Here is a 24,278-nt window from a genome sequence, read left to right on the forward strand (position 1 = left end):
TTGTTGTTCTAAAGAGATTCGACCTTGCGGCCGGCAAGTGCGCGCGCAATGCCCGCGTTCATGCGCTGTGCGGCAAAGGCCTCGGTGTCGTCGGCCAGCTTCTTGGTGGCAGCCTCGATGGCCGCGGCTTCGTTGCTGCCCTTGGCGGTTTCGCGCAATTGCGCCATCGATGCGTCGATGACGGCGCGCTCTTCGTCGCTCAGCAGGTCACCGTCGGCATCGAGTGCGCTCTGCGTGGCGAGCAGCATGCGGTCGGCATCGACGCGCGCCTCGACCAGCGCACGGGCCTGCATGTCCTGCTGCGCCGTGGAAAAGCTCTCCTGCAGCATGGTCGCGATCTGGTCGTCCGACAGGCCGTATGACGGCTTGACCGCCACGCTGGCTTCGACGCCGCTGCCCTGCTCCTTCGCGCTTACGCTCAACAGGCCATCGGCATCGACCGTGAAGGTCACGCGAATGCGTGCCGCGCCGGCCGCCATCGGCGGGATGCCGCGCAGCGTGAAGCGCGCAAGGCTGCGGCAGTCAGCCACGAGGTCACGTTCACCCTGCACCACGTGCAGCGCCAATGCGGTCTGCCCGTCCTGGTAGGTCGTGAAGTCCTGCGCCATCGCGGTGGGAATGGTCTGGTTGCGCGGCACGATGCGCTCGACCAAGCCGCCCATGGTCTCGATGCCGAGTGACAGCGGAATCACGTCGAGCAGCAGCAGTTCGCCCGCGCCGTTGTTGCCGGCAAGCTGGTTGGCCTGGATGGCTGCGCCGAGGGCCACGACTTCGTCGGGATTCAGGTTGACCAGCGGCTCGCGGCCGAAGAACTCGGCGACGGCGCCGCGGATCTGCGGCATGCGGGTAGAACCGCCGACAAGCACGATGCCCTGCAGGTCGTCGGGCTTGAGCTTTGCGTCGCGCAGTGCCTTGCGAACGGCGGCGATGGTGCGATCGGTGAGCGACTGCGTAGCGGTGTAGAACTGTTCGCGGGTCAGGTCGAACGAAGCGGTCTTGCCTGCCACATCGGCCTTGAACAGGGCCAATTTCGAATCGGTCAGCGCCTCTTTCGCGGCCCGTGCGGCGACCAGCAACGCGGCCTTGTCGGCATCGCTGCCGGCTTGCAGGCCCGTCTGCGCGAGCACGAAGTCGGCCAGCGCGTGGTCGTAGTCGTCGCCGCCAAGGGCCGAGTCGCCGCCCGTGGCGATTACTTCGAACACGCCTTGCGTAAGCCGCAGGATCGAAATGTCGAAGGTGCCGCCGCCCAGGTCGTAGACCGCATAGACGCCTTCGCTCGCGTTGTCCAGGCCATACGCGATGGCGGCCGCCGTGGGCTCGCTGATCAGGCGCAGCACGTTGAGGCCGGCGAGTTGTGCGGCGTCCTTGGTTGCCTGGCGCTGGCCTTCGTCGAAGTACGCCGGCACTGTGATGACGGCGCCGTAGAGCTCGTCGTCGAAGGTGTCCTCGGCGCGAAAGCGCAGCGTGGCCAGGATCTCGGCGCTGATCTCGACTGGCGACTTCTCACCCGCCAGGGTCTGCACCTGCACCATGCCGCCATCGCTGCTGCCGATGCGGTACGACATCGCTTCACGGTTCGCGATGTCGGCCAGGCCGCGGCCCATGAGCCGCTTCACCGAAGTGATCGTGTTGGTCGGGTCCTGGGCGCGCGCCGCCAGTGCATCGAAGCCGATCTGGCGACGGTCGTTTTCAAGGTAGCGCACGGCCGAAGGCAACAGCACGCGGCCCTGGTCGTCGGGCAGGCATTCGGCCACGCCGTTGCGCACCGCGGCCACCAGCGAATGGGTGGTGCCGAGGTCGATGCCCACGGCAATGCGGCGCTGATGCGGGTCGGGCGCCTGGCCGGGTTCGGAAATCTGAAGAAGAGCCATGCCTCTATTGTCCTAACTGATCGAATTTGGCTTCGACGTCCTGTCCGAAGCGCTCAATGAACATGAGGGCTCTCACCTGCTGTGCCGCGGCGGGGTAGTCGCCTTTTTCGTCGATCAGCCAGTCGAGCGACGACAGTGCGCGGGCGCGGGCGGCCTCGACCTCGGCCTGGAGTTTTTCAAGCGAAGCGGCGTCTTCGACATCGTCGAGCGCCTCGCGCCACTCCATCTGCTGCATCAGGAATTCCGGCGGCATCGCCGTGTTGTTCTCGGCGTTCAGCGGCGCATCGTGCAGTTCGCAGATGTAGCTGGCGCGTCGGATCGGGTCTTTGAGCCGCTGGTAAGCCTCGTTGATGCGCACCGACCACTGCATGGCCACGCGCTGCGCGGCGGCGCCCTGCGCGGCAAAGCGGTCCGGGTGGGCTTCGCGCTGCAGCTCTTTCCAGCGCGCGTCGAGCACGGCACGGTCCTGCGCGAAAGTCGCCGGGACGGCGAACAGTTGAAAGTCGGTGTCGTTCAGGTTCATGGCAAGAAAAAACCGCCAGCACATGACATGGTGGCGGCTGTTGTCGCGGTCAGCGACGGCGCATCAGATGCGAAAACTTTCCCCGCAGCCGCAACGGTCGCGTTCGTTGGGGTTGATGAACTTGAAACCCTCGTTCAGGCCCTCGCGCACAAAGTCGAGCTGCGTGCCGTCGATGTAGGCCAGGCTCTTCGGGTCGACCAGCACCTTCACGCCGTGGTCTTCGAACACCACGTCTTCAGGCGTGAACTCGTCCACGTACTCGAGCTTATAGGCCAGGCCGGAGCAGCCCGTGGTCTTCACGCCCAGCCGCACGCCCACGCCCTTGCCCCTCTTGCCGAGGTAGCGGGTGACGTGTCGCGCAGCGGCTTCGGTCAGCGTGACGGCCATGTCAGTGGACAGCTTCCGCAGCAGCAGCTTCGGTCTTGACGCCGTGCTTGGCCTTGTAGTCGCTCACGGCGGCCTTGATCGCGTCTTCGGCCAGGATGGAGCAGTGGATCTTCACGGGCGGCAGCGCCAGTTCTTCGGCGATCTGAGCGTTCTTGAGCGCAGCCGCTTCGTCGAGCGTCTTGCCCTTGACCCATTCGGTCACGAGCGACGACGACGCAATGGCCGAGCCGCAGCCGTAGGTCTTGAAGCGTGCGTCTTCGATCACGCCGGTTTCGGGGTTGACCTTGATCTGCAGCTTCATCACGTCGCCGCAGGCCGGCGCACCGACCATGCCGGTGCCTACCGAGTCGTCGCCTTTTTCGAAGGAGCCGACGTTGCGTGGATTTTCGTAGTGGTCGATGACCTTGGAAGAATATGCCATGGTGTACCTCTCAAACTTTGTTCAATCGTGGAGCCTGGTGCGGGCCTGCGTCAGTGGGCCGACCACTGGATCGTGCTGATGTCGACGCCGTCCTGGAACATCTCCCACAGGGGGCTCAGCTCGCGCAGCTTGGCAACGTTGTGCTTGATGGTCGAAATGGCGTAGTCGATTTCTTCTTCGGTCGTGAAACGGCCGATGGTCATGCGAAGGCTGCTGTGAGCCAGTTCGTCGCTGCGGCCCAGGGCGCGCAGCACGTAGCTGGGCTCGAGGCTGGCCGAGGTGCAAGCCGAACCCGACGACACCGCCAGGCCCTTGATGCCCATGATCAGCGACTCGCCTTCGACGTAGTTGAAGCTCATGTTCAGGTTATGCGGCACACGGTGTTCGAGGTCGCCATTGATGAACACCTGCTCCACATCTTTCAGGCCGTCGAGCAGACGCTTCTGCAGGCGGCGCGCATGGGCGATGTCGTCCTTCATTTCGAGCTTGGCGATGCGGTAGGCCTCGCCCATGCCGACGATCTGGTGCGTGGGCAGCGTGCCCGAACGCATGCCGCGCTCGTGACCACCGCCGTGCATCTGAGCCTCGAGCCGCACGCGCGGCTTGCGACGCACGTACAGCGCGCCGATACCCTTGGGGCCGTAGGTCTTGTGCGAGGCGAGGCTCATCAGGTCGATGGGCAGCTTCGTGATGTCGATGTCGACCTTGCCGGTGGCCTGGGCCGAGTCGACGTGGAAGATGATGCCCTTTTCACGGCAGACGTTGCCGATCGCGACCACGTCCTGGATCACACCGATTTCGTTGTTCACGAATAGCACGCTGGCCAGGATGGTGTCGGGGCGGATCGCGGCCTTGAACTTCTCGAGGTCGACGAGGCCGTTTTCCTCGACGTCGAGGTAGGTGACTTCGAAGCCCTGGCGCTCGAGTTCGCGCATGGTGTCGAGCACGGCCTTGTGCTCGGTCTTCAGGGTAATCAGGTGCTTGCCCTTGCCCTTGTAGAACTGGGCTGCGCCCTTGAGCGCGAGGTTGATCGATTCGGTCGCACCCGACGTCCAGACGATTTCGCGGGGATCCGCATTGATCAGGTCGGCCACCTGGCCACGCGCCTTCTCGACCGCCTCTTCAGCCTCCCAGCCCCAAGCGTGGCTGCGCGACGCCGGGTTGCCGAAGTGTTCGCGCAACCAGGGAATCATGGCGTCGACCACACGCGGGTCGACCGGCGTGGTCGCGCCGTAATCGAGATAGATCGGGAAATGAGGAGTTACGTCCATGGCTGGCTCGTGTGCTGGCGTGGGGGTTGTTTTTTGATCTGGGCGGCTCAGGGTAGCGCCCGAAGGCGCCGCCGGGGACTCAGTACTCAGGACTTGGCGAAGGCGTTGCCGAGCGCGAACACCGAATTCGGTGCGTTCACGCGGATCGGCTTGACCACCGGCTGGGCCGAGATCGCACGCTTGACGACCGGCTTGTTCTCGATCTGCACGCCCTTGGCGATCTGGTCGTCGACCAGCTTCTGCAGCGTGACGGAGTCGAGGAACTCGACCATGCGCTGGTTCAGCGAGGCCCAGAGCTCGTGCGTCATGCAACGGCCAGCTTCGCCGAGACAGTTTTCCTTGCCGCCGCACTGGGTGGCATCGATGGGTTCATCGACGGAAACGATGATGTCGGCCACGGTGATGTCCGCAGCCTTGCGACCGAGGCTGTAGCCGCCGCCGGGGCCGCGGGTCGACTCGACCAGCTCGTGACGGCGCAGTTTGCCGAACAGCTGTTCGAGGTACGACAACGAAATCTGCTGCCGTTGGCTGATCGCAGCCAGCGTGACCGGACCGGTGTTCTGACGCAACGCCAGATCGATCATTGCTGTGACCGCAAAACGGCCTTTGGTAGTGAGACGCATCGCAAGCTCCTTCAAGTGCTTACCGTTGAAATGACACCGTGGTCCTGGACCGCGGTGACTTCGTCTCCGCCCTGCCCGACCCCTGACGCTGGTGAACCAGTCGGTAGGAGTCGGTCCTTCATCGCGAAGTTCTTTTCTTGTTGTTGACTGTTTCGCTCAAGTATAACAGAAGCCCCCGAGGTCTGCTGGGGTAAACCCCAGCGCCGTTCGCTTGAAGAATGCGAACGTCTGACCTATTGCGGCGGGATGGCGATGTTGTCGCCGCCCGACGCCCCGAACGCCTGCTCCCGCAGCAGCGCCAACTGGTCCCGCACCCGGGCTGCCTTCTCGAATTCGAGGTTGCGGGCGTGCTCCAGCATCTGCTTTTCCAGCCGCTTGATTTCCCGGGCTATGTCCTTTTCGCTCATGTCCTCGACCTTGGCGCGTTCCAGGTCGAGCTTGGCCATTTCCTTGCCCGTTTTCTCGCTGTAGACGCCGTCGATCAGGTCGCGCACCTGCTTGACGATGCTGCGCGGCGTGATGCCGTTCGCCTCGTTGTGCGCGATCTGCCGGGCGCGACGGCGCTCGGTTTCGCCGATGGCCTTCTTCATCGACTCGGTCATCCGGTCGGCGTAGAGGATGGCCTTGCCGTTCAGGTTCCGAGCCGCCCGGCCGATGGTCTGGATCAGCGAGCGCTCCGCGCGCAGAAAGCCCTCCTTGTCGGCGTCGAGGATCGCCACCAGCGACACCTCGGGAATATCCAGCCCCTCGCGCAGCAGGTTGATGCCCACCAGCACGTCGAAAGTGCCCAAGCGAAGGTCGCGCAGGATTTCCACCCGCTCGACCGTGTCGACGTCGCTGTGCAGGTAGCGCACCTTCACGCCGTTGTCGCCCAGGTAGTCGGTCAGCTGCTCGGCCATGCGCTTGGTCAGCGTGGTGATCAGCACCCGCTCGTTCTTGTCCACGCGGATGCGGATCTCCCCCAGCACATCGTCCACCTGGTGTGTGGCGGGTCGCACCTCGACCTCTGGGTCGATCAGGCCGGTCGGCCGCACCAGTTGCTCGACGACATTGCCGGAATGGTCTTTTTCGTACTGCGCCGGCGTCGCTGAAACGAAGATGCACTGGCGCATGCGCGCCTCGAACTCCTCGAACTTGAGCGGCCGGTTGTCCATCGCGCTCGGCAGGCGAAAGCCGTACTCGACCAGCGTTGTCTTTCGCGCCCGGTCGCCGCTGTACATGGCGTTGAGCTGGCCGATCATCTGGTGGCTCTCGTCGAGGAACATCAGCGCGTCCTTCGGCAGGTAGTCGGTCAGCGTGGCAGGCGGCTCGCCGGGCGCGGCGCCCGACAGGTGGCGCGTGTAGTTCTCGATGCCCTTGCAATGGCCGATCTCGGCGAGCATTTCAAGGTCGAAGCGGCTGCGCTGCTCCAGCCGCTGCGCCTCGACCAGCTTGCCCGCGCTCACCAGTTCCTTGAGCCGTTCACCCAGCTCGATCTTGATGGTCTCCACAGCGGCCAGCACCTTGTCGCGCGGCGTGACGTAGTGGCTCGACGGATACACGGTAAAACGCGGCACCTTCTGCCGGACACGCCCGGTCAGCGGATCGAAGAGCTGCAGCGACTCGATCTCGTCGTCGAACAGCTCGAAGCGGATCGCCAGCTCGCTGTGCTCCGCCGGGAATACGTCAATGGTGTCGCCCCGCACGCGAAAGGTGCCGCGGGCAAAGTCCTGCTCGTTGCGCAGGTACTGCATGCGAATGAGCCGCGAGATCAGGTCGCGCTGGCCGACCTTGTCGCCGACGCGGGCAATCAGCCGCATCTCCATGTAGTCCTCGGGCGTGCCGATGCCGTAGATGGCGCTCACCGTGGCCACAATGACCGTGTCGCGCCGCTCCAGCACGCTCTTGGTGGCCGACAGCCGCATCTGCTCGATGTGCTCGTTGATCGATGAATCTTTCTCGATGAACAAGTCGCGCTGCGGCACGTAGGCCTCGGGCTGGTAGTAGTCGTAGTAGCTCACGAAGTACTCGACGGCGTTCTTCGGGAAGAACTCGCGAAATTCGCTGTAAAGCTGCGCCGCCAGCGTCTTGTTGGGCGCAAACACGATGGCCGGGCGGCCCAGCCGGGCGATCACGTTGGCCATGGTGAAGGTCTTGCCCGAACCGGTCACGCCCAGCAGGGTCTGGAACACTTCGCCGTCGATCACGCCCTCGACCAGCCCCTCGATTGCTTTCGGCTGGTCGCCGGCCGGCGGATAGGGCTGGAAAAGCTCGAAAGGCGAGTCCGGATAGCGGATGAATTCCCCCTGTTTCGCCGGCCCGATCGGGTCCAGTTTCTTCAGGTCTGCTATGGCTTCGTTGTTCTCTGGCATGGCTGTTCCCGACAGGTGGCGCTCGCGCCGGTAAAATTCAAGGCAACCGGAAAGGATAAAGCCTCCTCCGGTTGCAGCGAAGCTTTCATCCCAAAGGACCTTTCCATGTCTATGTTCACCGCGGTCGAAATGGCACCGCGCGACCCGATCCTCGGCCTCAACGAGCAATTTGCAGCCGATACCAACCCCAACAAGGTCAATCTCGGCGTCGGCGTCTATTACGACGACAACGGCAAGCTGCCACTGCTGCAGTGCGTGCAGGCAGCCGAGCAGAACATGATGAAAGCGCCCACGGCGCGCGGCTACCTCCCCATCGACGGCATTGCCGCATACGACAACGCCGTCAAGGTGCTGGTCTTCGGCGCCGACAGCGAACCCGTTACATCAGGCCGCGTGGCCACCATCCAAGCCATCGGCGGCACCGGTGGCCTCAAGGTCGGCGCTGACTTCCTGAAGAAGCTCAACCCCAACGCCAAGGTGCTGATCAGCGACCCGAGCTGGGAAAACCACCGCGCGCTGTTCACCAACGCCGGCTTCGAAGTCGAAAGCTACCCCTACTACGACGCCGCAAAGCGCGGCATCGACTTCGACGGCATGCTGGCCGCGCTCAACGCAGCCCCTGCCGGCACCGTCGTCGTGCTGCACGCCTGCTGCCACAACCCGACCGGCTACGACATCACGTCGCAGCAGTGGGACCAGGTCGTCGCCACCGTCAAGGCCAAGGGCCTGGTGCCCTTCCTCGACATGGCCTACCAGGGCTTCGGCTACGGCCTGAAGGAAGACGGCGCCGCCGTCGCCAAGTTCGTCGATGCCGGCCTGACCTTCTTCGTCTCGACCTCGTTCTCCAAGAGCTTCAGCCTGTACGGCGAACGCGTGGGTGCCCTGTCGGTGCTGTGCGAGAGCAAAGAAGAAGCCGGCCGCGTGCTGTCGCAGCTCAAGATCGCCATCCGTACCAACTACAGCAACCCGCCCACGCACGGCGGCGCCGTGGTGGCTGCGGTGCTCGGCAACCCCGAACTGCGCGCCCTGTGGGAAACGGAACTGGGCGAGATGCGCGTGCGCATCAAGGCCATGCGCCAGAAGCTGGTCGATGGCCTCAAGGCCGCCGGCGTGAAGGAAGACATGAGCTTCATCACCACGCAGATCGGCATGTTCAGCTACTCGGGCCTGAGCAAGGACCAGATGGTGCGCCTGCGCAGCGAATTCGGCGTGTATGGCACCGACACCGGCCGCATGTGCGTGGCCGCGCTCAACAGCAAGAACATCGAGTACGTCTGCGCCTCGATCGCCAAAGTCATCTAGGTGACAGCAAAGTGTGAGGGAATCGCCTTCGCGACGATTCCTTCACGCTCAATGAAGAAGGCTCCTCGCGGCGGGGCCGATGTAGGGGTAAGGCCCCCTGCAACGCAGCGAATGCGCTGATATATTGCACCGCAACATTCCACTCCAAGACCAGCGATGCTCTATCAACTCTACGAAGCCCAGCGTTCCCTGATGGAGCCGTTCTCGGACTTCGCGCAGGCGGCCTCCAAACTCTACGGCCAGGGCGCCGTGTGGGGCCAGCTGCCCATGGCCCAGCGCATGGCCGCAGGCTACGACCTGCTCTACCGCCTCGGCAAGGACTACGAGAAGCCCGAGTTCAACATCAAGTCCGTCAAGGTCGACGGCGAAGAGGTCGTGATCCAGGAGGCTGTCGAACTCGACAAGCCATTCTGCGAACTGCGCCGCTTCAAGCGCTTCACCGACGAGCCGCACATCCTCAAGACGCTCAAGAGCCAGCCCGTGGTGCTGATCGTGGCGCCCCTGTCGGGCCACTACGCCACGCTGCTGCGCGACACCGTGCGCACCATGCTGCAGGACCACAAGGTCTACATCACCGACTGGAAGAACGCACGCCTGGTGCCGCTGTCCGAAGGCGAGTTCCACCTCGACGACTACATCAACTACGTGCAGGAGTTCATCCGCCGCCTGCAGGCCGAATACGGCAACTGCCACGTGGTGAGCGTGTGCCAGCCGACGGTGCCGGTACTCGCGGCCGTGTCGCTCATGGCCAGCCGCGGCGAACAGCTGCCGCTGACCATGACCATGATGGGCGGCCCCATCGACGCGCGCAAGTCGCCCACAGCGGTGAACAACCTTGCGATGAACAAGAGCTACGAGTGGTTCGAGAACAACGTGATCTACCGCGTGCCGCAGGGCTTTCCAGGCGCGGGCCGCAAGGTCTACCCCGGCTTCCTGCAGCACACCGGCTTCGTGGCAATGAACCCCGACCGCCACGCCAGCAGCCACTACGACTACTTCAAGGACCTGATCAAGGGCGATGACGCCAGCGCCGAGGCCCATCGCAAGTTCTACGACGAGTACAACGCCGTGCTCGACATGGACGCCGATTACTACCTCGAGACCATCCGCACCGTGTTCCAGGAGTTCGACCTGGTCAACGGCACCTGGGACGTGAAGAACCCACAGGGTCAGGTGGAGCGCGTGCACCCGCAAGACATTCACTCGACCGCCCTGCTCACGGTCGAAGGCGAACTCGACGACATCTCGGGCTCGGGCCAGACCGAAGCGGCGCACAGCCTGTGCACCGGCATCGCCGACGACAAGCGCGAGCACTATGAAGTGAAAGGTGCCGGCCACTACGGCATCTTCAGCGGTCGTCGCTGGCGCGAACTGGTCTACCCGAAGGTACTGAAATTCATCGCGGCCAACGACCAGCCCCAGAGCCGCGCCGGCAACCGCGGCGGCCTGGCCGCCGAAGACAGCATCAAGCCCGGCCGCAAGGTGCCCGCCGTCGCGGCCAAGAAACTGCCGGCAAAGAAGGCCACGGCCGTGGCTATGAAGAAGCCCGTCGCGCGCAAGAAGCCCGGCACCGGTGCGGCGCGCTGAAGAAGCGCGCGCGCAACCTCATCACCAAGTGAACGGGCTGGCCGCACGCATCAACGACGCACTGCCTCAAACGCAGTGCACACGGTGCGGCTACCCGGATTGCGCAGGCTACGCACAGGCCGTGGCCAGCGGCGAGGCCGGCATCAACCAGTGTCCGCCGGGCGGCGCGGAAGGCATCGAGCGGCTCGCACTGCTCACCGGCCGCACCCCGCTCCCCCTCGATCCCCAGTTCGGCACTGAAGGCCCGCGCGCCATGGCAGTCATCGACGAGGCCTGGTGCATCGGCTGCACGCTGTGCCTCGACGCCTGCCCCACCGATGCCATCGTCGGCATCAACAAGCGCATGCACACGGTGATCGAAGCCCACTGCACGGGCTGCGAACTGTGCATTCCGGTCTGCCCCGTCGATTGCATCTCCCTCGAAGTCGAAACGCCAGGCCTCAGCGGCTGGCAGGCCTGGTCTGCCGAGCAGGCCGACAAGGCCCGGCGCCGCTACGAGGTGCATGGCAGGCACCGCAATACCGACGCCCGGCTGGCCGAAACGGCGCCCGAGCCCGAAGCCCCGCAAGACGCCGGCGCCCGCAAGCGCGCCATCGTCGAAGCCGCACTGGCGCGTGCCCGCGCCGCCTCGCAACAACGTCCACCAGCCACCAAACCATGACGCTCGATACCCTGCTCATCTACATCGTCGCTTCGCTCGCGCTGGCCCTGATCCCGGGGCCGACGATGCTGCTGGCGCTGTCTAACGGCATCGAGGGCGGCATGCGACGCGCGAGCTGGGGCATTGCGGGTGCATCGCTCGGCAGCATCACTCTGATCGCAGTCGTCGCGCTCGGGCTGGGTTCGTTGCTGGCGGCCTCGGAGTGGCTCTTCAATGCGATCCGCGTCGCAGGCGTGGCCTACCTCGTATGGCTGGGCGTCAAGCTGTGGCGCAGCGAAACCACCGACCTGCGCACCGCGCTGGCCAAGTCGCCACTCGAAGTCCGTCCGCAGGGCCGCGTCGCGCTGCTGCGCAGCCTGATGGTGGCGCTGTCGAATCCGAAGACGGTGCTGTTCTTCGCGGCATTCCTGCCGCAGTTCGTCGACATCGCGAAGCCGCAAGGCCCGCAGTACCTGCTGTTGGGTGCAGTGTTCGTCGTGCTCGATACCTGCGTGATGCTGGCCTATGCGTCGGCCGGCACGCAGGCCGTGCGCTTTCTTTCGCAGCGCGGCCTCAAGGCAATGAACCGCGGTTGCGCGGCCGGCATGTGGCTGCTCGCGGCTACGCTTGCGGTGTGGCGCCGCCCCGGCGCTTGAAGAGCAACAGAAGCACACCGGCCAGCACCACGGCCACGGCGTACCACTCGAAGCGCGTGACAGCCTCGTTGGCGATCCACACGCCCAGCAGCATCGCGATCACCGGGTTCACGAAGGTGTAGCTCGCCGCCAGCGCGGCCGGCGCCCTGGCCAGCAGCACCATGTAGGCGTTGAAGGCGATCAGCGAGCCGAACACCACCAGATAGATCCACGCAGCGACCGCCTCGGCCTGTGGCGGCCAGCTCATCGTTTCGCCAGACACCGCGGCGAGCCCCATCAGCACCACGCCGCCGCAGAGCATTTCGCTCGCAAAGCCCATCGCACCGGACGCCAGCGGCAGGCTGCGCTGGCTCAGCACGCTGCCAAGCGACCAGCAGACGCAGGCGATGCAGATGGCAACCAGCCCCTCGGGCGAAGAGCGGAAGCCGCTGCCCTGCGTCAGCATCAGCACACCGACGAGGCCAAGCGCGATACCTGCGGCTTCGAGCCGGGACGGCTTCACGCCCCAGATCAGATTGAGCAGCGCAATCAGCAGCGGGATCACCGCGATGAACGCCACCACCAGCCCCGAGCCGATCGACACCTCGGCATTCGCCGTGCCGCCCATGCCACCACCCAGCATCAGCGCGCCGACGATGAAGGCGTTGCGCCATTGCACCAGCGACGGCCAAGGCGCGCCACGCCAGCGCATCCACGCTGCCAGCAGCACACCCGCGACCAGGAAGCGCGAGCCCATCTGCAGGAACGGCGGAAAGCTGATCAGCGCGTACTTGATCGCGAGGTAGGTCGAGCCCCACACCACCCAGGTGGCGGCAAGGCAGAGCCACAGCAGCGGCGGCAGTCCGGGGTGCACAGCGGTGGGCGCGGCTTGGGCGGGAGAAGCGAGGGTCGGCATGTCGAGGGCGTCTCTTCCTGGTTCTTGGTATCGGATGCCGGTCATGGTATGAAAGCCATCCCTCGGCAGCCATGCGGATTTCATGGTTCTGCCCTTGTTACACCGTCGATTTAAAGGAGTTTCATGGACTTTCCCTTGAACCCCGCGCTGGACGCCCATGACACCCGCATCCTCGCCGAACTGCAGGCCGACGCACGCCTGACCATGGCCGAACTGGGCCGCCGCGTGCACCTGAGCCAGCCGGCAGTGACCGAGCGCGTGAAAAAGCTGGAGGCCGCGGGCGTCATCAGCGGCTACCGCGCCACCGTCAACCTCGGCAAGCTGGGCTACGGCATTCGCGCCATCATCCGCGTCGGGCGCGCGGACTACGACCTCGTCGTGAAACTGGTGCAGGACACGCCCGAATGCGTCAATGCCTACAACGTGACCGGAGAGGACAGCTGGATCCTCGAGATCGCGGTGATCGACGTGAGCCACCTTGATGCGGTGGTCACCAAGTTCTGCATCCTTACCGAGACGGCGACCTCGATCATCCTGAACCCGGCGCGCGAGCACCAGGCGATGCTGCCGCCTCAGCGCTCCGACGTGAAGCCGCCGATCAGGAAGGTGCTTAACGCGTAGCAGCGAGCGCGCTGAATGCTGCGACCACCTCGGGCGGCGCCTGCACCATCTCGATCAGCACGCCCTCGCCCGCGATCGGAAACTCGTCGTTCGCCTTCGGGTGCAGGAAGCAGATGTCGAAACCCGCCGCGCCCTTGCGGATGCCGCCGGGCGCAAAGCGCACGCCCTGCGCCCTGAGCCATTCGACGGCCTTGGGCAGGTCGTCGATCCACAGCCCGACGTGGTTCAGCGGCGTCGTATGAACGGCGGGCTTCTTCTCCGGGTCCAGCGGCTGCATCAGGTCGACCTCGACCTTGAACGGCCCCACGCCCATCGCGCAGATGTCCTCGTCGACGTTCTCGCGCTCGCTCTTGAACGTGCCCGTGACTTCGAGCCCCAGCATGTCGACCCACAGCTTCTGCAACCGCAGCTTGTCGGGTCCGCCGATGGCGATCTGCTGGATGCCCAGCACCTTGAAGGGACGTGCGGTCGCGGTAGTCATGCTGCGCAACTTTCCGAAGCCTGCTCCTGAACCTGCCGCGCATTGAGGCCGAGCTTGCGCAGCAGCACCGTGTCGGCCTCGACATCGGGATTACCGGTAACGAGCAGCTTGTCGCCGTAGAAGATCGAATTCGCGCCCGCCATGAAGCACAGCGCCTGCACCGCATCGCCCATCTGCTGGCGGCCGGCCGACAGGCGCACGCGCGCGGTCGGCATCGTGATGCGTGCGACCGCGATCATGCGCACGAAGTCGAAGGGGTCGACCGGGTCCGAATCGGCCAGCGGCGTGCCGGGCACGCGCACCAGGCTGTTGATCGGTACCGATTCTGGGTATGGGTTCAGGTTGGCCAGCTGCGCGATCAGCCCCGCGCGGTGCACCGGTGCCTCACCCATGCCAACGATGCCGCCGCAGCACACGCTGATGCCCGCGCTGCGCACGTGGGCCAGCGTGTCGAGCCTGTCCTGATAGGTGCGCGTGTCGACCACGTCGGTGTAGTACTCGGGCGCGGTGTCGAGGTTGTGGTTGTAGTAGTCGAGGCCGGCGGCCTTGAGCTGGTGCGCGTGGTGCGGCTCCAGCATGCCGAGCGTGGCGCAGGTCTGCATGCCCAGGCCCTTCACGGCCTCGACCAGCACGGCAACCTTCTCCACGTCGCGGTCCTTCGGCGCGCGCCATGCGGCGCCCATACAGAAGCGCGTGGCGCCTGCATCCTTGGCGGCCTGCGCGGCGCGCAGCACCTCGTCGACCTCCATGAGTTTCTGCGCCTTCACGCCGGTGTCGAACTCGGCCGATTGCGGGCAGTAGCCGCAGTTCTCGGGGCAGCCGCCGGTCTTGACCGACAGCAGCGTGGCCAGCTCGATGTCGCCTTCGGGGAAATGCTGGCGGTGCACGGTCTGCGCCTCGAACAGCAGGTCCATCAGCGGCTTGTCGAGCAGCGCCTGGATCGCCTCGACGGACCATGGGCCCTGCGGCGTTACAGCCTTGGCGGGCCGATGTAGCGTGATCGCCTGTTGAAAGTCGTTGGCACCCATCAGTTGAACTCCAGAATGATTTGATCGACGGCGAGCGACTCGCCCTTGCCCGCCGAAACCTTGCCGACCACGCCGTCTTGCGTGGCGAACAGCACGTTTTCCATCTTCATGGCCTCGATCACGGCCAGCTTCTCGCCCGCGCGCACCTGCTGGCCCGGCTGCACCGACACCTCGACCAGCAGCCCCGGCATCGGCGACATCAGGAACTTGCTCAGGTCCGGTGGCGCCTTGTAGGGCATCAGCTCGAGCAGGCGCGCGCCCAGCGGCGACAGCACCATCGCCTCGATCTGCGTGCCGTCGTGCGACACGCGCAGCGCCAGCGGGCTCTTGCCCGCGCCACGCTCCACCTGCGCGGTGAAGGGCTTGTCGTTGACCGTGCCCTGCACGCGGATCGCGCCCAGCGCCAGGCTGCTGTCGATCTTGTAGTTCTTGCCACCCACGGCCACCGCGCTCGCGCCGGTCTTGCCGTGGAAGTCGGTGACCGACACCGGGTGCTGCACGTGCTTGCCCTCCGGCCCCAACTCCACCACCACGAACTTCTCGCCCACTTTCACGCCGTGGCCTTCGAGCTGCCCGCTGATGCCCGAGGCGCGCGCACGGTAGCGGCGATGCACATAGGCCGCGAGCGCGATCAGGAACGACGGATCGGCGTGCGGCACGTCTTCCGCATGGAAGCCCTTGCCGTAGTGCTCGGCGATGAAGCCGGTGTTGAAATCGCCCGCCACGAACTTCGGATGCGCCAGCAGCGCTGCCTGGAACGGGATGTTGCTGCTGATGCCGCGGATCACGAAGCCGTTGAGTGCCTCGCGCATGCGGGCAATCGCATGCTGGCGGTCCTTGCCGTGCACGATGAGCTTGGCGATCATCGAGTCGTAGTACATCGGGATCTCGCCGCCGTCGTACACGCCCGTGTCCACGCGCACGCCTTGCAGGTGCTCGGTGTCGCTCGCGAACATGGTCTCGCCCGGCGGCTGGAACTTCACCAGCCGGCCGGTCGAGGGCAGGAAGCTGCGGAACGGGTCTTCGGCGTTGATGCGGCACTCGATGGCCCAGCCGTCGCGCTTCACCTGCTCCTGCGTCAACGGCAGTTGCTCACCGGCGGCCACGCGGATCATCAGCTCGACCAGGTCGAGGCCGGTGATGCACTCCGTCACTGGGTGCTCCACCTGCAGGCGCGTGTTCATCTCGAGGAAGTAGAAGCTCTGGTCCTTGCCGACCACGAACTCCACCGTGCCCGCGCTCTGGTACTTCACGGCCTTGGCCAATTGCACCGCCTGCTCACCCATCGCCTTGCGCGTGGCGTCGGAGATGAAGGGCGACGGCGCCTCCTCGATCACCTTCTGGTGGCGCCGCTGGATGGAGCATTCGCGCTCGTTCAGGTAGATCACGTTGCCGTGCGAATCGCCCAGCACCTGGATCTCGATGTGGCGCGGCTCCTCGACGAACTTCTCGATGAACACGCGGTCGTCACCGAAGCTGTTGCGCGCCTCGTTGCGGCACGAGGTGAAGCCCTCGAAGGCTTCCTTGTCGTTGAAGGCCACGCGCAGGCCCTTGCCACCGCCGCCGGCCGAGGCCTTGATCATCACCGGGTAGCCGATGTCTTTCGCGATCTCGACCGCGCGCTCCGCCGTCTCGATGGCGTCGTTCCAGCCCGGAATGGTGTTGACCTGGGCTTCGTTCGCGAGCTTCTTCGAGGCGATCTTGTCGCCCATGGCCGCAATCGAATAGTGCTTCGGCCCGATGAAGGCGATGCCCTCTTCCTCGACCTTGCGCGCGAAGGCTTCGTTCTCCGACAGGAAGCCGTAGCCCGGATGCACGGCCTCGGCGCCGGTCTTCTTGCAGGCCGCGATGATGCGGTCGGCCTGCAGATAGCTCTCGCGGCTGGGCGCGGCGCCGATGTGCACGGCCTCGTCGGCCAGCTCGACGTGGCGGGCTTCCTTGTCGGCGTCGGAATAGACAGCGACCGTGAGGATGCCCATCTTCTTGGCCGTCTGGATGACGCGGCAGGCGATTTCGCCGCGATTGGCGATCAGGATCTTCTTGAACATGTTGTCGTCCTGCGTCTTCAGAGGGGGATGTTCCCGTGCTTGCGCCACGGGTTCTCAAGCTTCTTCTCGCGCAGCATCACCAGCGAGCGGCAGATGCGCTTGCGCGTCTCGTGCGGCAGGATCACGTCGTCGATGTAGCCGCGTGCGCTGGCCACATACGGATTGGCGAAGCGCGCCTTGTATTCAGCCTCGCGGGCAGCGAGCTTCTCGGGGTCGTTCTTGTCCTCGCGAAAGATGATTTCCACCGCACCCTTGGCGCCCATCACCGCGATCTCGGCGCGCGGCCATGCGAGGTTGACGTCGCCGCGCAGATGCTTGGAGGCCATCACGTCGTAGGCGCCACCGTAGGCCTTGCGCGTGATGACGGTGATCTTCGGCACCGTGCACTCTGCGTACGCGTAAAGCAGCTTGGCGCCGTGCTTGATGATGCCGCCGTACTCCTGCCCCGTGCCGGGCATGAAACCTGGCACATCGACGAAGGTGACGACCGGAATGTTGAAGGCGTCGCAGAAGCGCACGAAACGCGCGGCCTTGATGCTGCTCTTGATGTCGAGGCAGCCCGCCAGCACCAGCGGCTGGTTGGCCACGATGCCGATGGTCTGGCCTTCCATGCGGGCGAAGCCGATCACGATGTTCTTCGCGTAGTCGGGCTGCAGCTCGAAGAAGTCGCCGTCGTCCACCACCTTGAGAATCAGCTCCTTGATGTCGTAGGGCTTGTTCGGATTGTCCGGCACCAGCGTGTCGAGCGAATAGTCGGGCCGGTCGGCCGGGTCGCCCAGCCCGTTGTTGCCCAGGCGCACCGGCGGCTTCTCGCGGTTGTTGAGGGGCAGGTAGTTGTACAGGCGGCGCAGCATCAGCAGCGCCTCGACGTCGTTCTCGAACGCCATGTCGGCCACGCCGCTGCGCGTGGTGTGGGTGATGGCGCCGCCGAGCTCTTCGGCAGTCACGCTTTCGTGCGTCACGGTCTTCACCACCTCGGGGCCGGTGACGAACATGTAGCTGCTGTCCTTCACCATGAAGATGAAGTCGGTCATGGCCGGCGAATACACCGCGCCGCCCGCGCAGGGGCCCATGATCATGCTGATCTGCGGCACCACGCCCGAGGCCATCACGTTGCGCTGGAATACGTCGGCATAGCCGCCGAGCGAGGCCACGCCTTCCTGGATGCGGGCGCCGCCCGAGTCATTCAGGCCGATGACGGGCGCGCCGACCTTCATGGCCTGGTCCATCACCTTGCAGATTTTTTCGGCATGCGCTTCGCTGAGCGCACCACCGAAGACGGTGAAGTCCTGGCTGAATACGAACACCAGGCGGCCGTTGATCATGCCGTAGCCGGTGACCACGCCGTCACCGGGGATCTTCTGCTCGGCCATGCCGAAATCGACCGAGCGGTGCTCGACGAACATGTCCCACTCTTCAAAAGTGTTGTCGTCGAGCAGCAGCTCGATGCGCTCGCGCGCCGTGAGCTTGCCCTTGGCGTGCTGCGCGTCGATGCGCTTCTGCCCGCCGCCGAGACGCGCCTGGGCGCGACGCTTTTCGAGTTGTTCGATCAGTTCTTGCATGGTGTGCTTCCGAAGCTGTGGTCCTGAATGTCGTGTCTCATGGTCTGGCCGTGATGGCGGCTGCGGCGAGCAGATTGCGCGCCGCGGTCGATGCCGGCAGGGTGCCCTGCGCCACCTGCTGCGTGAGCTGCGGCAACAACTCGCGCACCTGCGGGTGATGCCTGAAGGCGTGCTTGAGGCCGGCGTCGATACGCTCCCACATCCACGCGGTCGCTTGCTTCTCGCGGCGCTTGGCCAGCTTTCCGTTGGCCGTCTGCAGTTGCCTGAATTGCGTGACGGCGTCCCAGAAGGTGTCGACGCCGGTGTTGGCGAGCGCGCTCAGCTGCAGCACCTTGGGGAGCCAGAAGCGCACTTCTGCGCCGCTGTGTGCGTCGTGCACCGCGTGCGCGTGGTCTGGGTTGCCCTGGTGGCCGAAGAGCCGCAGCGCCGAAGTGATCTGAGCCTGCGCACGCGTGGCGGCGTCTTTGTCGATGTCGGCCTTGTTGATGACGACGAGGTCGGCCAACTCCATCACGCCCTTCTTGATCGCCTGCAGGTCGTCGCCGGCATTGGGCAGTTGCATCAGCACGAACATGTCGGTCATGCCGGCCACTGCGGTTTCGCTCTGGCCCACGCCGACAGTCTCGACGATGACGATGTCGTAGCCGGCCGCCTCGCACACCAGCATCGCCTCGCGCGTCTTCTCGGCAACGCCGCCCAACGTGCCACTCGAAGGACTCGGGCGGATGTAGGCGCGCTCATGCACCGAGAGCCGCTCCATGCGCGTCTTGTCGCCAAGGATCGAACCGCCCGACACGGTGGACGACGGGTCGATGGTGAGCACCGCAACGCGATGGCCCTTGCCGATCAGCAGCAAGCCCAGCGTTTCGATGAATGTCGACTTGCCGACGCCCGGCACGCCCGAGATACCGAGGCGGAACGAGTTGCCCGTGCGCGGCAGCAATGCCGTGAGCAGTTCGTCGGCCTGCTTGCGGTGGTCGGCGCGCGTCGATTCGAGCAGCGTGATGGCTTTAGCGATGGCGCGTCGCTGCGCCATGCCGTCGGTTTCGGCGACGGCGCGTTCGAGCGCCTGCGCCGTGTTCAGCACGCGGCCTCCGAAGCCACGCGCCAGCGGTAGTGCAGGTCGACGCCCTCCTCGCCTTCGAGCACGAAGCCGTGCCGCAGGTAGAAGCGGTTGGCGTCGCTCTTCACGAGCGCGGTGAGCTTGATGTCCAGCTGCTGCGCGTGCGCCTGCGACTTGGCCCATTCGAGCACCCATTCACCGATGCCCAGGCCCTGGAAGCCGGTGCGCAGGTAGAGGTGGTCGAGGCGCAGCGCGTCGCTGTCCTCGGGCTTGAGCGTGACGAAGCCGATGCGCTGGTCGCCATCGAGCACGATGTGGTGCATGTACGGCACGACAAAGCCCGCGCTCAGGCGCTCGCGCGAACGCGCTGCATCGAAACGGCCCACGCGCTCCAGGCTCGGGCGCATCGCGTCGATGCGCAGGGCCAGCATGGCTTCGAAATCGCTGGAATCCACCGGCTGCAGTGACAGCCGCGACAAGAGATCGCCCACGTCGCGCCTCAGGCCGTGACCGCCGCGCGAATCTGCTCCAGCACGTCCTTGGCGCTGGCCGGAATGGGCGTGCCCGGTCCGTAGATGCCCTTGACGCCGGCCTCGTAGAGAAAGTCGTAGTCTTGCCGCGGAATCACGCCGCCGACGAACACGATGATGTCGTCCGCGCCCTGCTTCTTGAGTTCATTGATGATGGCCGGCACAAGGGTCTTGTGGCCGGCTGCGAGCGTGCTCACGCCCACTGCATGCACGTCGTTCTCGATGGCTTGCCGCGCGCATTCTTCGGGGGTCTGGAACAGCGGGCCCATGTCCACGTCGAAGCCCAGGTCGGCAAAGGCCGTAGCGACAACCTTGGCGCCGCGGTCATGGCCGTCCTGCCCGAGCTTGGAGATCATCACGCGTGGACGTCGGCCCTGCTCTTCGGCGAAGGCGTTGATTTCGGTCTTGAGGGCTTCCCAGCCTTCGGCGGAGTCATAGGCAGCTGCGTACACACCGGTCACCTTTTGCGTGTCGGCCCGATGGCGGCCGAATGATTTTTCGAGCGCGTCCGAAATCTCGCCCACCGTGGCGCGCAGGCGCACCGCATCGATGCTCAGCGCCAGCAGGTTGCCGGTGTTGTTCTCTGCGGCTTCGGTGAGCGCGTCGAGCGCGGCCTGCACCTTGGCGGTGTCGCGCGAGGCGCGGATGCTCTTGAGCCGCGCCACCTGCTGGTCGCGCACCTTCACGTTGTCGATCGAGAGGCTGTCGATCGCATCTTCGTTCTTCAGCTTGTACTTGTTGACGCCGACGATCACGTCCTTGCCGGAGTCGATACGCGCCTGCTTCTCGGCGGCGGCGGCCTCGATCTTGAGCTTGGCCCAGCCGCTGTCCACGGCCTTGGTCATGCCGCCCATGGCCTCGACCTCTTCGATGATTGCCCAGGCCGCGTCGGCCATGTCCTGCGTGAGCTTCTCCATCATGTAGCTGCCGGCCCAGGGGTCGATCACGTTGGTGATGTGCGTCTCTTCCTGGATGATGAGTTGCGTGTTGCGCGCGATGCGGGCGCTGAACTCTGTGGGCAGCGCGATGGCTTCGTCGAGCGCGTTGGTGTGCAGGCTCTGCGTGCCGCCGAACACCGCGGCCATTGCCTCGATGGTGGTGCGCACCACGTTGTTGTACGGGTCCTGCTCGGTGAGCGACCAGCCCGAGGTCTGGCAGTGCGTGCGCAGCATCAGGCTCTTGGGGTTCTTGGGATTGAACTCCTTCATGATGCGGCACCACAGCAGGCGCGCCGCGCGCATCTTGGCAACTTCGAGATAGAAGTTCATGCCGATGGCCCAGAAGAAGCTCAGGCGTCCGGCGAAGCCGTCGACGTCCAGGCCCTTGGCCAGCGCGGTCTTCACGTATTCCTTGCCGTCGGCCAGCGTGAAGGCGAGTTCCAGCGCCTGGTTGGCGCCAGCTTCCTGCATGTGGTAGCCGCTGATCGAGATCGAGTTGAACTTGGGCATGTTCTGCGCCGTGTACTCGATGATGTCGCCAATGATCCGCATGCTCGGCGCTGGCGGAAAGATGTACGTGTTGCGGACCATGAACTCCTTGAGGATGTCGTTCTGGATGGTTCCGCTCAGTTGGTCTTGCGCCACGCCCTGCTCTTCGGCCGCGACCACGTAGCCCGCCAGCACCGGCAGCACGGCGCCGTTCATCGTCATGGACACGCTCACCTTGTCGAGCGGGATCTGGTCGAACAGGATCTTCATGTCCTCGACCGAGTCGATTGCCACGCCTGCCTTGCCGACGTCGCCAGTGACGCGCGGATGGTCGCTGTCGTAGCCGCGGTGGGTGGCGAGGTCGAAGGCCACGCTCACGCCCTGGCCGCCGGCGGCCAGCGCCTTGCGATAGAAGGCGTTCGACTCTTCGGCGGTGGAGAAGCCGGCGTACTGGCGAATGGTCCAGGGGCGCACTGCGTACATGGTGGCCTGCGGGCCGCGCAGGTAGGGCTCGAAGCCGGGCAGCGTGTCGGTGTACTTCAGGCCCTGCAGGTCGGCGGCGGTGTACAGCGGCTTCACGGCGATGCCGTCGGGCGTGATCCAGTTCAGCGCGTTCACGTCGCCGCCGGGTGCGGACTTGGCAGCAGCCTTGGCCCAGGCTTCGAGGTCGGCGGGCTTGAAAGAGGGTTCGGGTGTGCTGCTCATGAAGGGGCCGTTCGCAGTGTCTTGCAGGGTATTCGCAAATTCGCCTGCACGGATTTGCAAGCCGGCCGCGAGTCTAACCGATCCATAATTATTAATTCAAACACCGTTTTTGAAGTACAGTCCGGCCCATGTCCGCCGTCACCCTCACCCCCCGCGCCCTCTATGAAGAGGTGGCCGAGCTGCTGCGCCAGCGGATCTTTCGCCGCGAACTGGAGCCCGGCAGCTGGATCGACGAACTCAAGCTGGCCGAGGAATACGGCATCAGTCGCACGCCGCTGCGCGAGGCGCTGAAGGTGCTGGCGGCCGAAGGCCTGGTGACGATGAAGGTGCGGCGCGGCGCCTATGTGACCGAGGTGTCGGAGCAGGACCTGACCGACGTGTACCACCTGCTCTCGCTGCTGGAGAGCGACGCCGCCGGCGTGGTGGCCGAGCGCGCCACCGACGCACAGCGCGCCGAGCTGAAGGCGCTGCACGCCGAACTGGAAGCAGCGGCCTCACCCGAGAACCGGGAGCATTTCTTCGCCCTGAACGAGCGCTTTCACATGCGCCTGCTGGCCATCGCCAACAACAAGTGGCGCGACCAGATGGTGGCCGACCTGCGCAAGGTGATGAAGCTCAACCGGCACAACTCGCTGCTGAAGGCGGGCCGGATCGCCGAGTCGCTGGCGGAGCACCGCTCGGTGATGGCCGCCATCGAGGCGCGGGACGCAGAAGCCGCCATGGCCCGCATGCGCGAGCACTTCCAGAACGGGCTCGAAGCCGCGAACTAGCGCCTGTCAGCGCGGCGCGGCGCCAGCGAGGAACATGTCGACGGCGCGCTGCACCAGCGCGTGAATCTGCTCTACCGACACGGGCTCAGGGTCAACCTGGAAGAGCCGCGCCTGGGTTTCCGCCGTGATCAACGTGGTGAACTGCAGCGCGGTCACGTGGGGGTCCCGGTGCCGTAGTTCGCCACGCTTCATCGCCGCATCCATGAACCCCGCAAGGGTTCGGATGTATTCGGCAGGCCCCGACTCCTGGAACTGCTGCCCCACATCGGAGCGCCCGGCTTCGGCAAGAACCATCCGGTAGACCGCCAGCGCGTCCGCGTCGTTGGTCAACACGAACAGCATCCGCTCGCCGAACCGCATCAATTGCGCCTCGAGCGTGGCGGTCTCGTTCGCCTCCTGCAGCTCGGCCGCGGCCTCAGCCAGATGCGAGACGGCCACGGTTTGCACGACCGCCCTGAAGAGCTCCTCTTTCGAGGCGAAGTACCCGTACAGGGTGGCCTTCGACCCACCCAGGCGCTTTGCGAGCTCGTTCATCGACGTGCGCTCGTAACCCAGCTCCTTGAACAGCGCCACCGCCGCTTCAAGGATGGCGGTGCGCCGCGCTTCTGTCCTGACCTTCATCGCATTTCCCTCAAAAGAATACCCAACTGTACAGTTTTCTTGACATCGCCAAAATCCACCTCAATAATGAACCGTACCGTACAGTTTTAAATCTGGACACGGTCGTTGCCCTCTTCACTTGTCCATTCACTTCTTCCCAATTCAAGGAACGCGATGCGTGCTCTTTCCGATGCCCCCAGGGCCATCACCCTGACGGTCTGCCTGATCCTCACGGCGTGCGCCAGCACACAGCCGGTGCCATATGCCGGCATCGCCTCCGCAACCCAGTTGCGACCGAGCCAGCATGACGACTCCGGTCGCATTCCCTTCGAATACAAGACCAACATCGACTGGCGGCGGTATTCGGATTTCGTCCTCGATCCGGTCGCCATCTATCGCGGCAACGATGGCCAGTTCGAAGACGTGTCGGAAGACGACAAAGTCTTCCTGGCGCGCTACATGCAAAACCAGTTCACCGACAAGCTGAATGCGCGCTTCCGGAACGCTCCTGGCAGAAACGCCAACGCCGTACGGATCAAGCTGACGCTCACCGGCGCCAAGACGAACACGGCCGTTCTCAGCACCTTCTCGCGCTTCGACCTGCTGGGCGGCCCCTACAACGCGGTGCAGGCCATCCGCGGCAAGGAAGGTGCGATGACGGGCTCGGTGAGCTTTGCCGTCGAAATCTACGACGCCTCGACCAACGAACTGCTCGGCGCCTACGTCACCAAGCAATACCCGAACGCATGGAATCTCAAGGCCGGCATCGGGGCCCGGAGCGCTTCCATCGCAGGCATTGAAAACGGAGCCGACCAGTTGGTCGCGTACCTGCAATGACGACGCCGCTCTGGAGACAACTGCGCAGGACCTGCATCAAGTTGCAGTGCGCCTTCGCACGGGCCCGCCGGTCCAGGCT

23 protein-coding genes are annotated in these 24,278 nt (G+C 65.0%); 7 read left to right on the top strand and 16 right to left on the bottom strand.

Features of this window, described 5'->3' with window-relative positions; translation table 11 throughout:
- Positions 1-8 precede the first annotated feature (8 nt).
- From hscA to uvrB, 7 genes are all read right to left on the bottom strand, one after another.
- Positions 9-1,871: a Fe-S protein assembly chaperone HscA gene (hscA, locus tag NWF24_RS19010; RefSeq protein ID WP_258349878.1), complete on the bottom strand. Its 1,863-nt coding sequence runs from the start codon at positions 1,869-1,871 to the stop codon at positions 9-11.
- A gap of 4 nt (positions 1,872-1,875) precedes the next feature.
- On the bottom strand, positions 1,876-2,394 hold the full coding sequence (gene hscB / locus NWF24_RS19015) for a Fe-S protein assembly co-chaperone HscB (protein WP_093052332.1): 519 nt from the start codon (positions 2,392-2,394) through the stop codon (positions 1,876-1,878).
- A gap of 63 nt (positions 2,395-2,457) precedes the next feature.
- A complete protein-coding gene (gene iscA / locus NWF24_RS19020; RefSeq protein WP_007828190.1) occupies positions 2,458-2,781 on the bottom strand; it encodes an iron-sulfur cluster assembly protein IscA in 324 nt (107 codons plus the stop codon).
- A 1-nt stretch (position 2,782) separates the two neighbouring features.
- Positions 2,783-3,202 (bottom strand): Fe-S cluster assembly scaffold IscU, encoded by a 420-nt coding sequence (gene iscU, locus NWF24_RS19025; protein ID WP_093052335.1) that lies wholly within the window; start codon positions 3,200-3,202, stop codon positions 2,783-2,785.
- A 50-nt stretch (positions 3,203-3,252) separates the two neighbouring features.
- The gene (locus NWF24_RS19030) at positions 3,253-4,473 is read right to left on the bottom strand and encodes an IscS subfamily cysteine desulfurase (protein ID WP_093052338.1); all 1,221 of its coding nucleotides are present in this window, start codon (positions 4,471-4,473) and stop codon (positions 3,253-3,255) included.
- 86 nt (positions 4,474-4,559) lie between these two features.
- Positions 4,560-5,096, bottom strand: coding sequence for a Fe-S cluster assembly transcriptional regulator IscR (gene iscR, locus NWF24_RS19035; protein ID WP_007828186.1), 537 nt, complete (start codon positions 5,094-5,096; stop codon positions 4,560-4,562).
- 233 nt (positions 5,097-5,329) lie between these two features.
- Positions 5,330-7,447, bottom strand: a complete 2,118-nt coding sequence (gene uvrB, locus NWF24_RS19040; RefSeq protein ID WP_258349879.1) for an excinuclease ABC subunit UvrB — start codon at positions 7,445-7,447, stop codon at positions 5,330-5,332.
- 105 nt (positions 7,448-7,552) lie between these two features.
- Between uvrB and NWF24_RS19045 the strand changes: the two genes are divergently transcribed.
- From NWF24_RS19045 to NWF24_RS19060, 4 genes are all read left to right on the top strand, one after another.
- Positions 7,553-8,749, top strand: a complete 1,197-nt coding sequence (locus NWF24_RS19045) for an amino acid aminotransferase (protein WP_258349880.1) — start codon at positions 7,553-7,555, stop codon at positions 8,747-8,749.
- A gap of 156 nt (positions 8,750-8,905) precedes the next feature.
- Positions 8,906-10,336 (top strand): polyhydroxyalkanoate depolymerase, encoded by a 1,431-nt coding sequence (locus NWF24_RS19050; protein ID WP_258349881.1) that lies wholly within the window; start codon positions 8,906-8,908, stop codon positions 10,334-10,336.
- Positions 10,337-10,364: 28 nt separating this feature from the next.
- Positions 10,365-10,997 (top strand): RnfABCDGE type electron transport complex subunit B, encoded by a 633-nt coding sequence (locus NWF24_RS19055; RefSeq protein ID WP_375338391.1) that lies wholly within the window; start codon positions 10,365-10,367, stop codon positions 10,995-10,997.
- The gene (locus NWF24_RS19060) at positions 10,994-11,632 is read left to right on the top strand and encodes a LysE family translocator (protein ID WP_258349883.1); all 639 of its coding nucleotides are present in this window, start codon (positions 10,994-10,996) and stop codon (positions 11,630-11,632) included. The genes NWF24_RS19055 and NWF24_RS19060 overlap by 4 nt, the downstream gene beginning before the upstream one ends.
- Here NWF24_RS19060 and yedA read toward each other — a convergent pair.
- On the bottom strand, positions 11,598-12,527 hold the full coding sequence (gene yedA, locus NWF24_RS19065; RefSeq protein ID WP_258349884.1) for a drug/metabolite exporter YedA: 930 nt from the start codon (positions 12,525-12,527) through the stop codon (positions 11,598-11,600). The genes NWF24_RS19060 and yedA overlap by 35 nt on opposite strands.
- 123 nt (positions 12,528-12,650) lie before the next feature.
- Between yedA and NWF24_RS19070 the strand changes: the two genes are divergently transcribed.
- Positions 12,651-13,148 (top strand): Lrp/AsnC family transcriptional regulator, encoded by a 498-nt coding sequence (locus NWF24_RS19070; RefSeq protein WP_093052359.1) that lies wholly within the window; start codon positions 12,651-12,653, stop codon positions 13,146-13,148.
- On the opposite strand, the gene NWF24_RS19075 is transcribed toward NWF24_RS19070, so the two are convergent.
- Genes NWF24_RS19075 through scpA form a run of 7 tightly spaced genes read right to left on the bottom strand, consistent with a single transcriptional unit; the run spans position 13,138 to position 21,992 of the window.
- Positions 13,138-13,629 (bottom strand): VOC family protein, encoded by a 492-nt coding sequence (locus NWF24_RS19075; RefSeq protein ID WP_258349885.1) that lies wholly within the window; start codon positions 13,627-13,629, stop codon positions 13,138-13,140. The two genes, NWF24_RS19070 and NWF24_RS19075, sit on opposite strands and share 11 nt — an antisense overlap.
- On the bottom strand, positions 13,626-14,657 hold the full coding sequence (gene bioB / locus NWF24_RS19080; protein WP_258349886.1) for a biotin synthase BioB: 1,032 nt from the start codon (positions 14,655-14,657) through the stop codon (positions 13,626-13,628). Before bioB ends, NWF24_RS19075 begins: the two co-directional genes overlap by 4 nt.
- Complete coding sequence (gene accC / locus NWF24_RS19085; RefSeq protein ID WP_258349887.1) at positions 14,657-16,705, bottom strand: acetyl-CoA carboxylase biotin carboxylase subunit; 2,049 nt, start codon at positions 16,703-16,705, stop codon at positions 14,657-14,659. Before accC ends, bioB begins: the two co-directional genes overlap by 1 nt.
- Before the next feature lie 17 nt (positions 16,706-16,722).
- Entirely contained in the window at positions 16,723-18,267 is a 1,545-nt protein-coding gene (locus NWF24_RS19090; protein ID WP_093052368.1) for an acyl-CoA carboxylase subunit beta, read from the bottom strand.
- Positions 18,268-18,304: 37 nt separating this feature from the next.
- Entirely contained in the window at positions 18,305-19,354 is a 1,050-nt protein-coding gene (meaB, locus tag NWF24_RS19095) for a methylmalonyl Co-A mutase-associated GTPase MeaB (protein WP_258349888.1), read from the bottom strand.
- Positions 19,348-19,821 carry a GNAT family N-acetyltransferase gene (locus NWF24_RS19100; protein ID WP_258349889.1) on the bottom strand — a complete coding sequence of 158 codons (474 nt, stop codon included), beginning with the start codon at positions 19,819-19,821 and terminating at the stop codon, positions 19,348-19,350. The genes meaB and NWF24_RS19100 overlap by 7 nt, the downstream gene beginning before the upstream one ends.
- Positions 19,822-19,829: 8 nt before the next feature.
- Positions 19,830-21,992, bottom strand: coding sequence for a methylmalonyl-CoA mutase (gene scpA / locus NWF24_RS19105; protein ID WP_258349890.1), 2,163 nt, complete (start codon positions 21,990-21,992; stop codon positions 19,830-19,832).
- 128 nt (positions 21,993-22,120) lie between these two features.
- Here scpA and NWF24_RS19110 point away from each other — a divergent pair, with 128 nt between their 5' ends.
- Positions 22,121-22,762 carry a GntR family transcriptional regulator gene (locus NWF24_RS19110; RefSeq protein ID WP_093052379.1) on the top strand — a complete coding sequence of 214 codons (642 nt, stop codon included), beginning with the start codon at positions 22,121-22,123 and terminating at the stop codon, positions 22,760-22,762.
- A gap of 6 nt (positions 22,763-22,768) precedes the next feature.
- Here NWF24_RS19110 and NWF24_RS19115 read toward each other — a convergent pair whose 3' ends face one another.
- Positions 22,769-23,383 carry a TetR/AcrR family transcriptional regulator gene (locus NWF24_RS19115; RefSeq protein ID WP_258349891.1) on the bottom strand — a complete coding sequence of 205 codons (615 nt, stop codon included), beginning with the start codon at positions 23,381-23,383 and terminating at the stop codon, positions 22,769-22,771.
- A 153-nt stretch (positions 23,384-23,536) separates the two neighbouring features.
- On the opposite strand from NWF24_RS19115, the gene NWF24_RS19120 reads away from it, so the two are divergent.
- On the top strand, positions 23,537-24,199 hold the full coding sequence (locus NWF24_RS19120) for a DUF3313 domain-containing protein (RefSeq protein WP_258349892.1): 663 nt from the start codon (positions 23,537-23,539) through the stop codon (positions 24,197-24,199).
- Positions 24,200-24,278: the final 79 nt, after the last annotated feature.

The organism is Variovorax paradoxus (genome assembly GCF_024734665.1).
Classification (GTDB): Bacteria; Pseudomonadota; Gammaproteobacteria; order Burkholderiales; family Burkholderiaceae_C; genus Variovorax.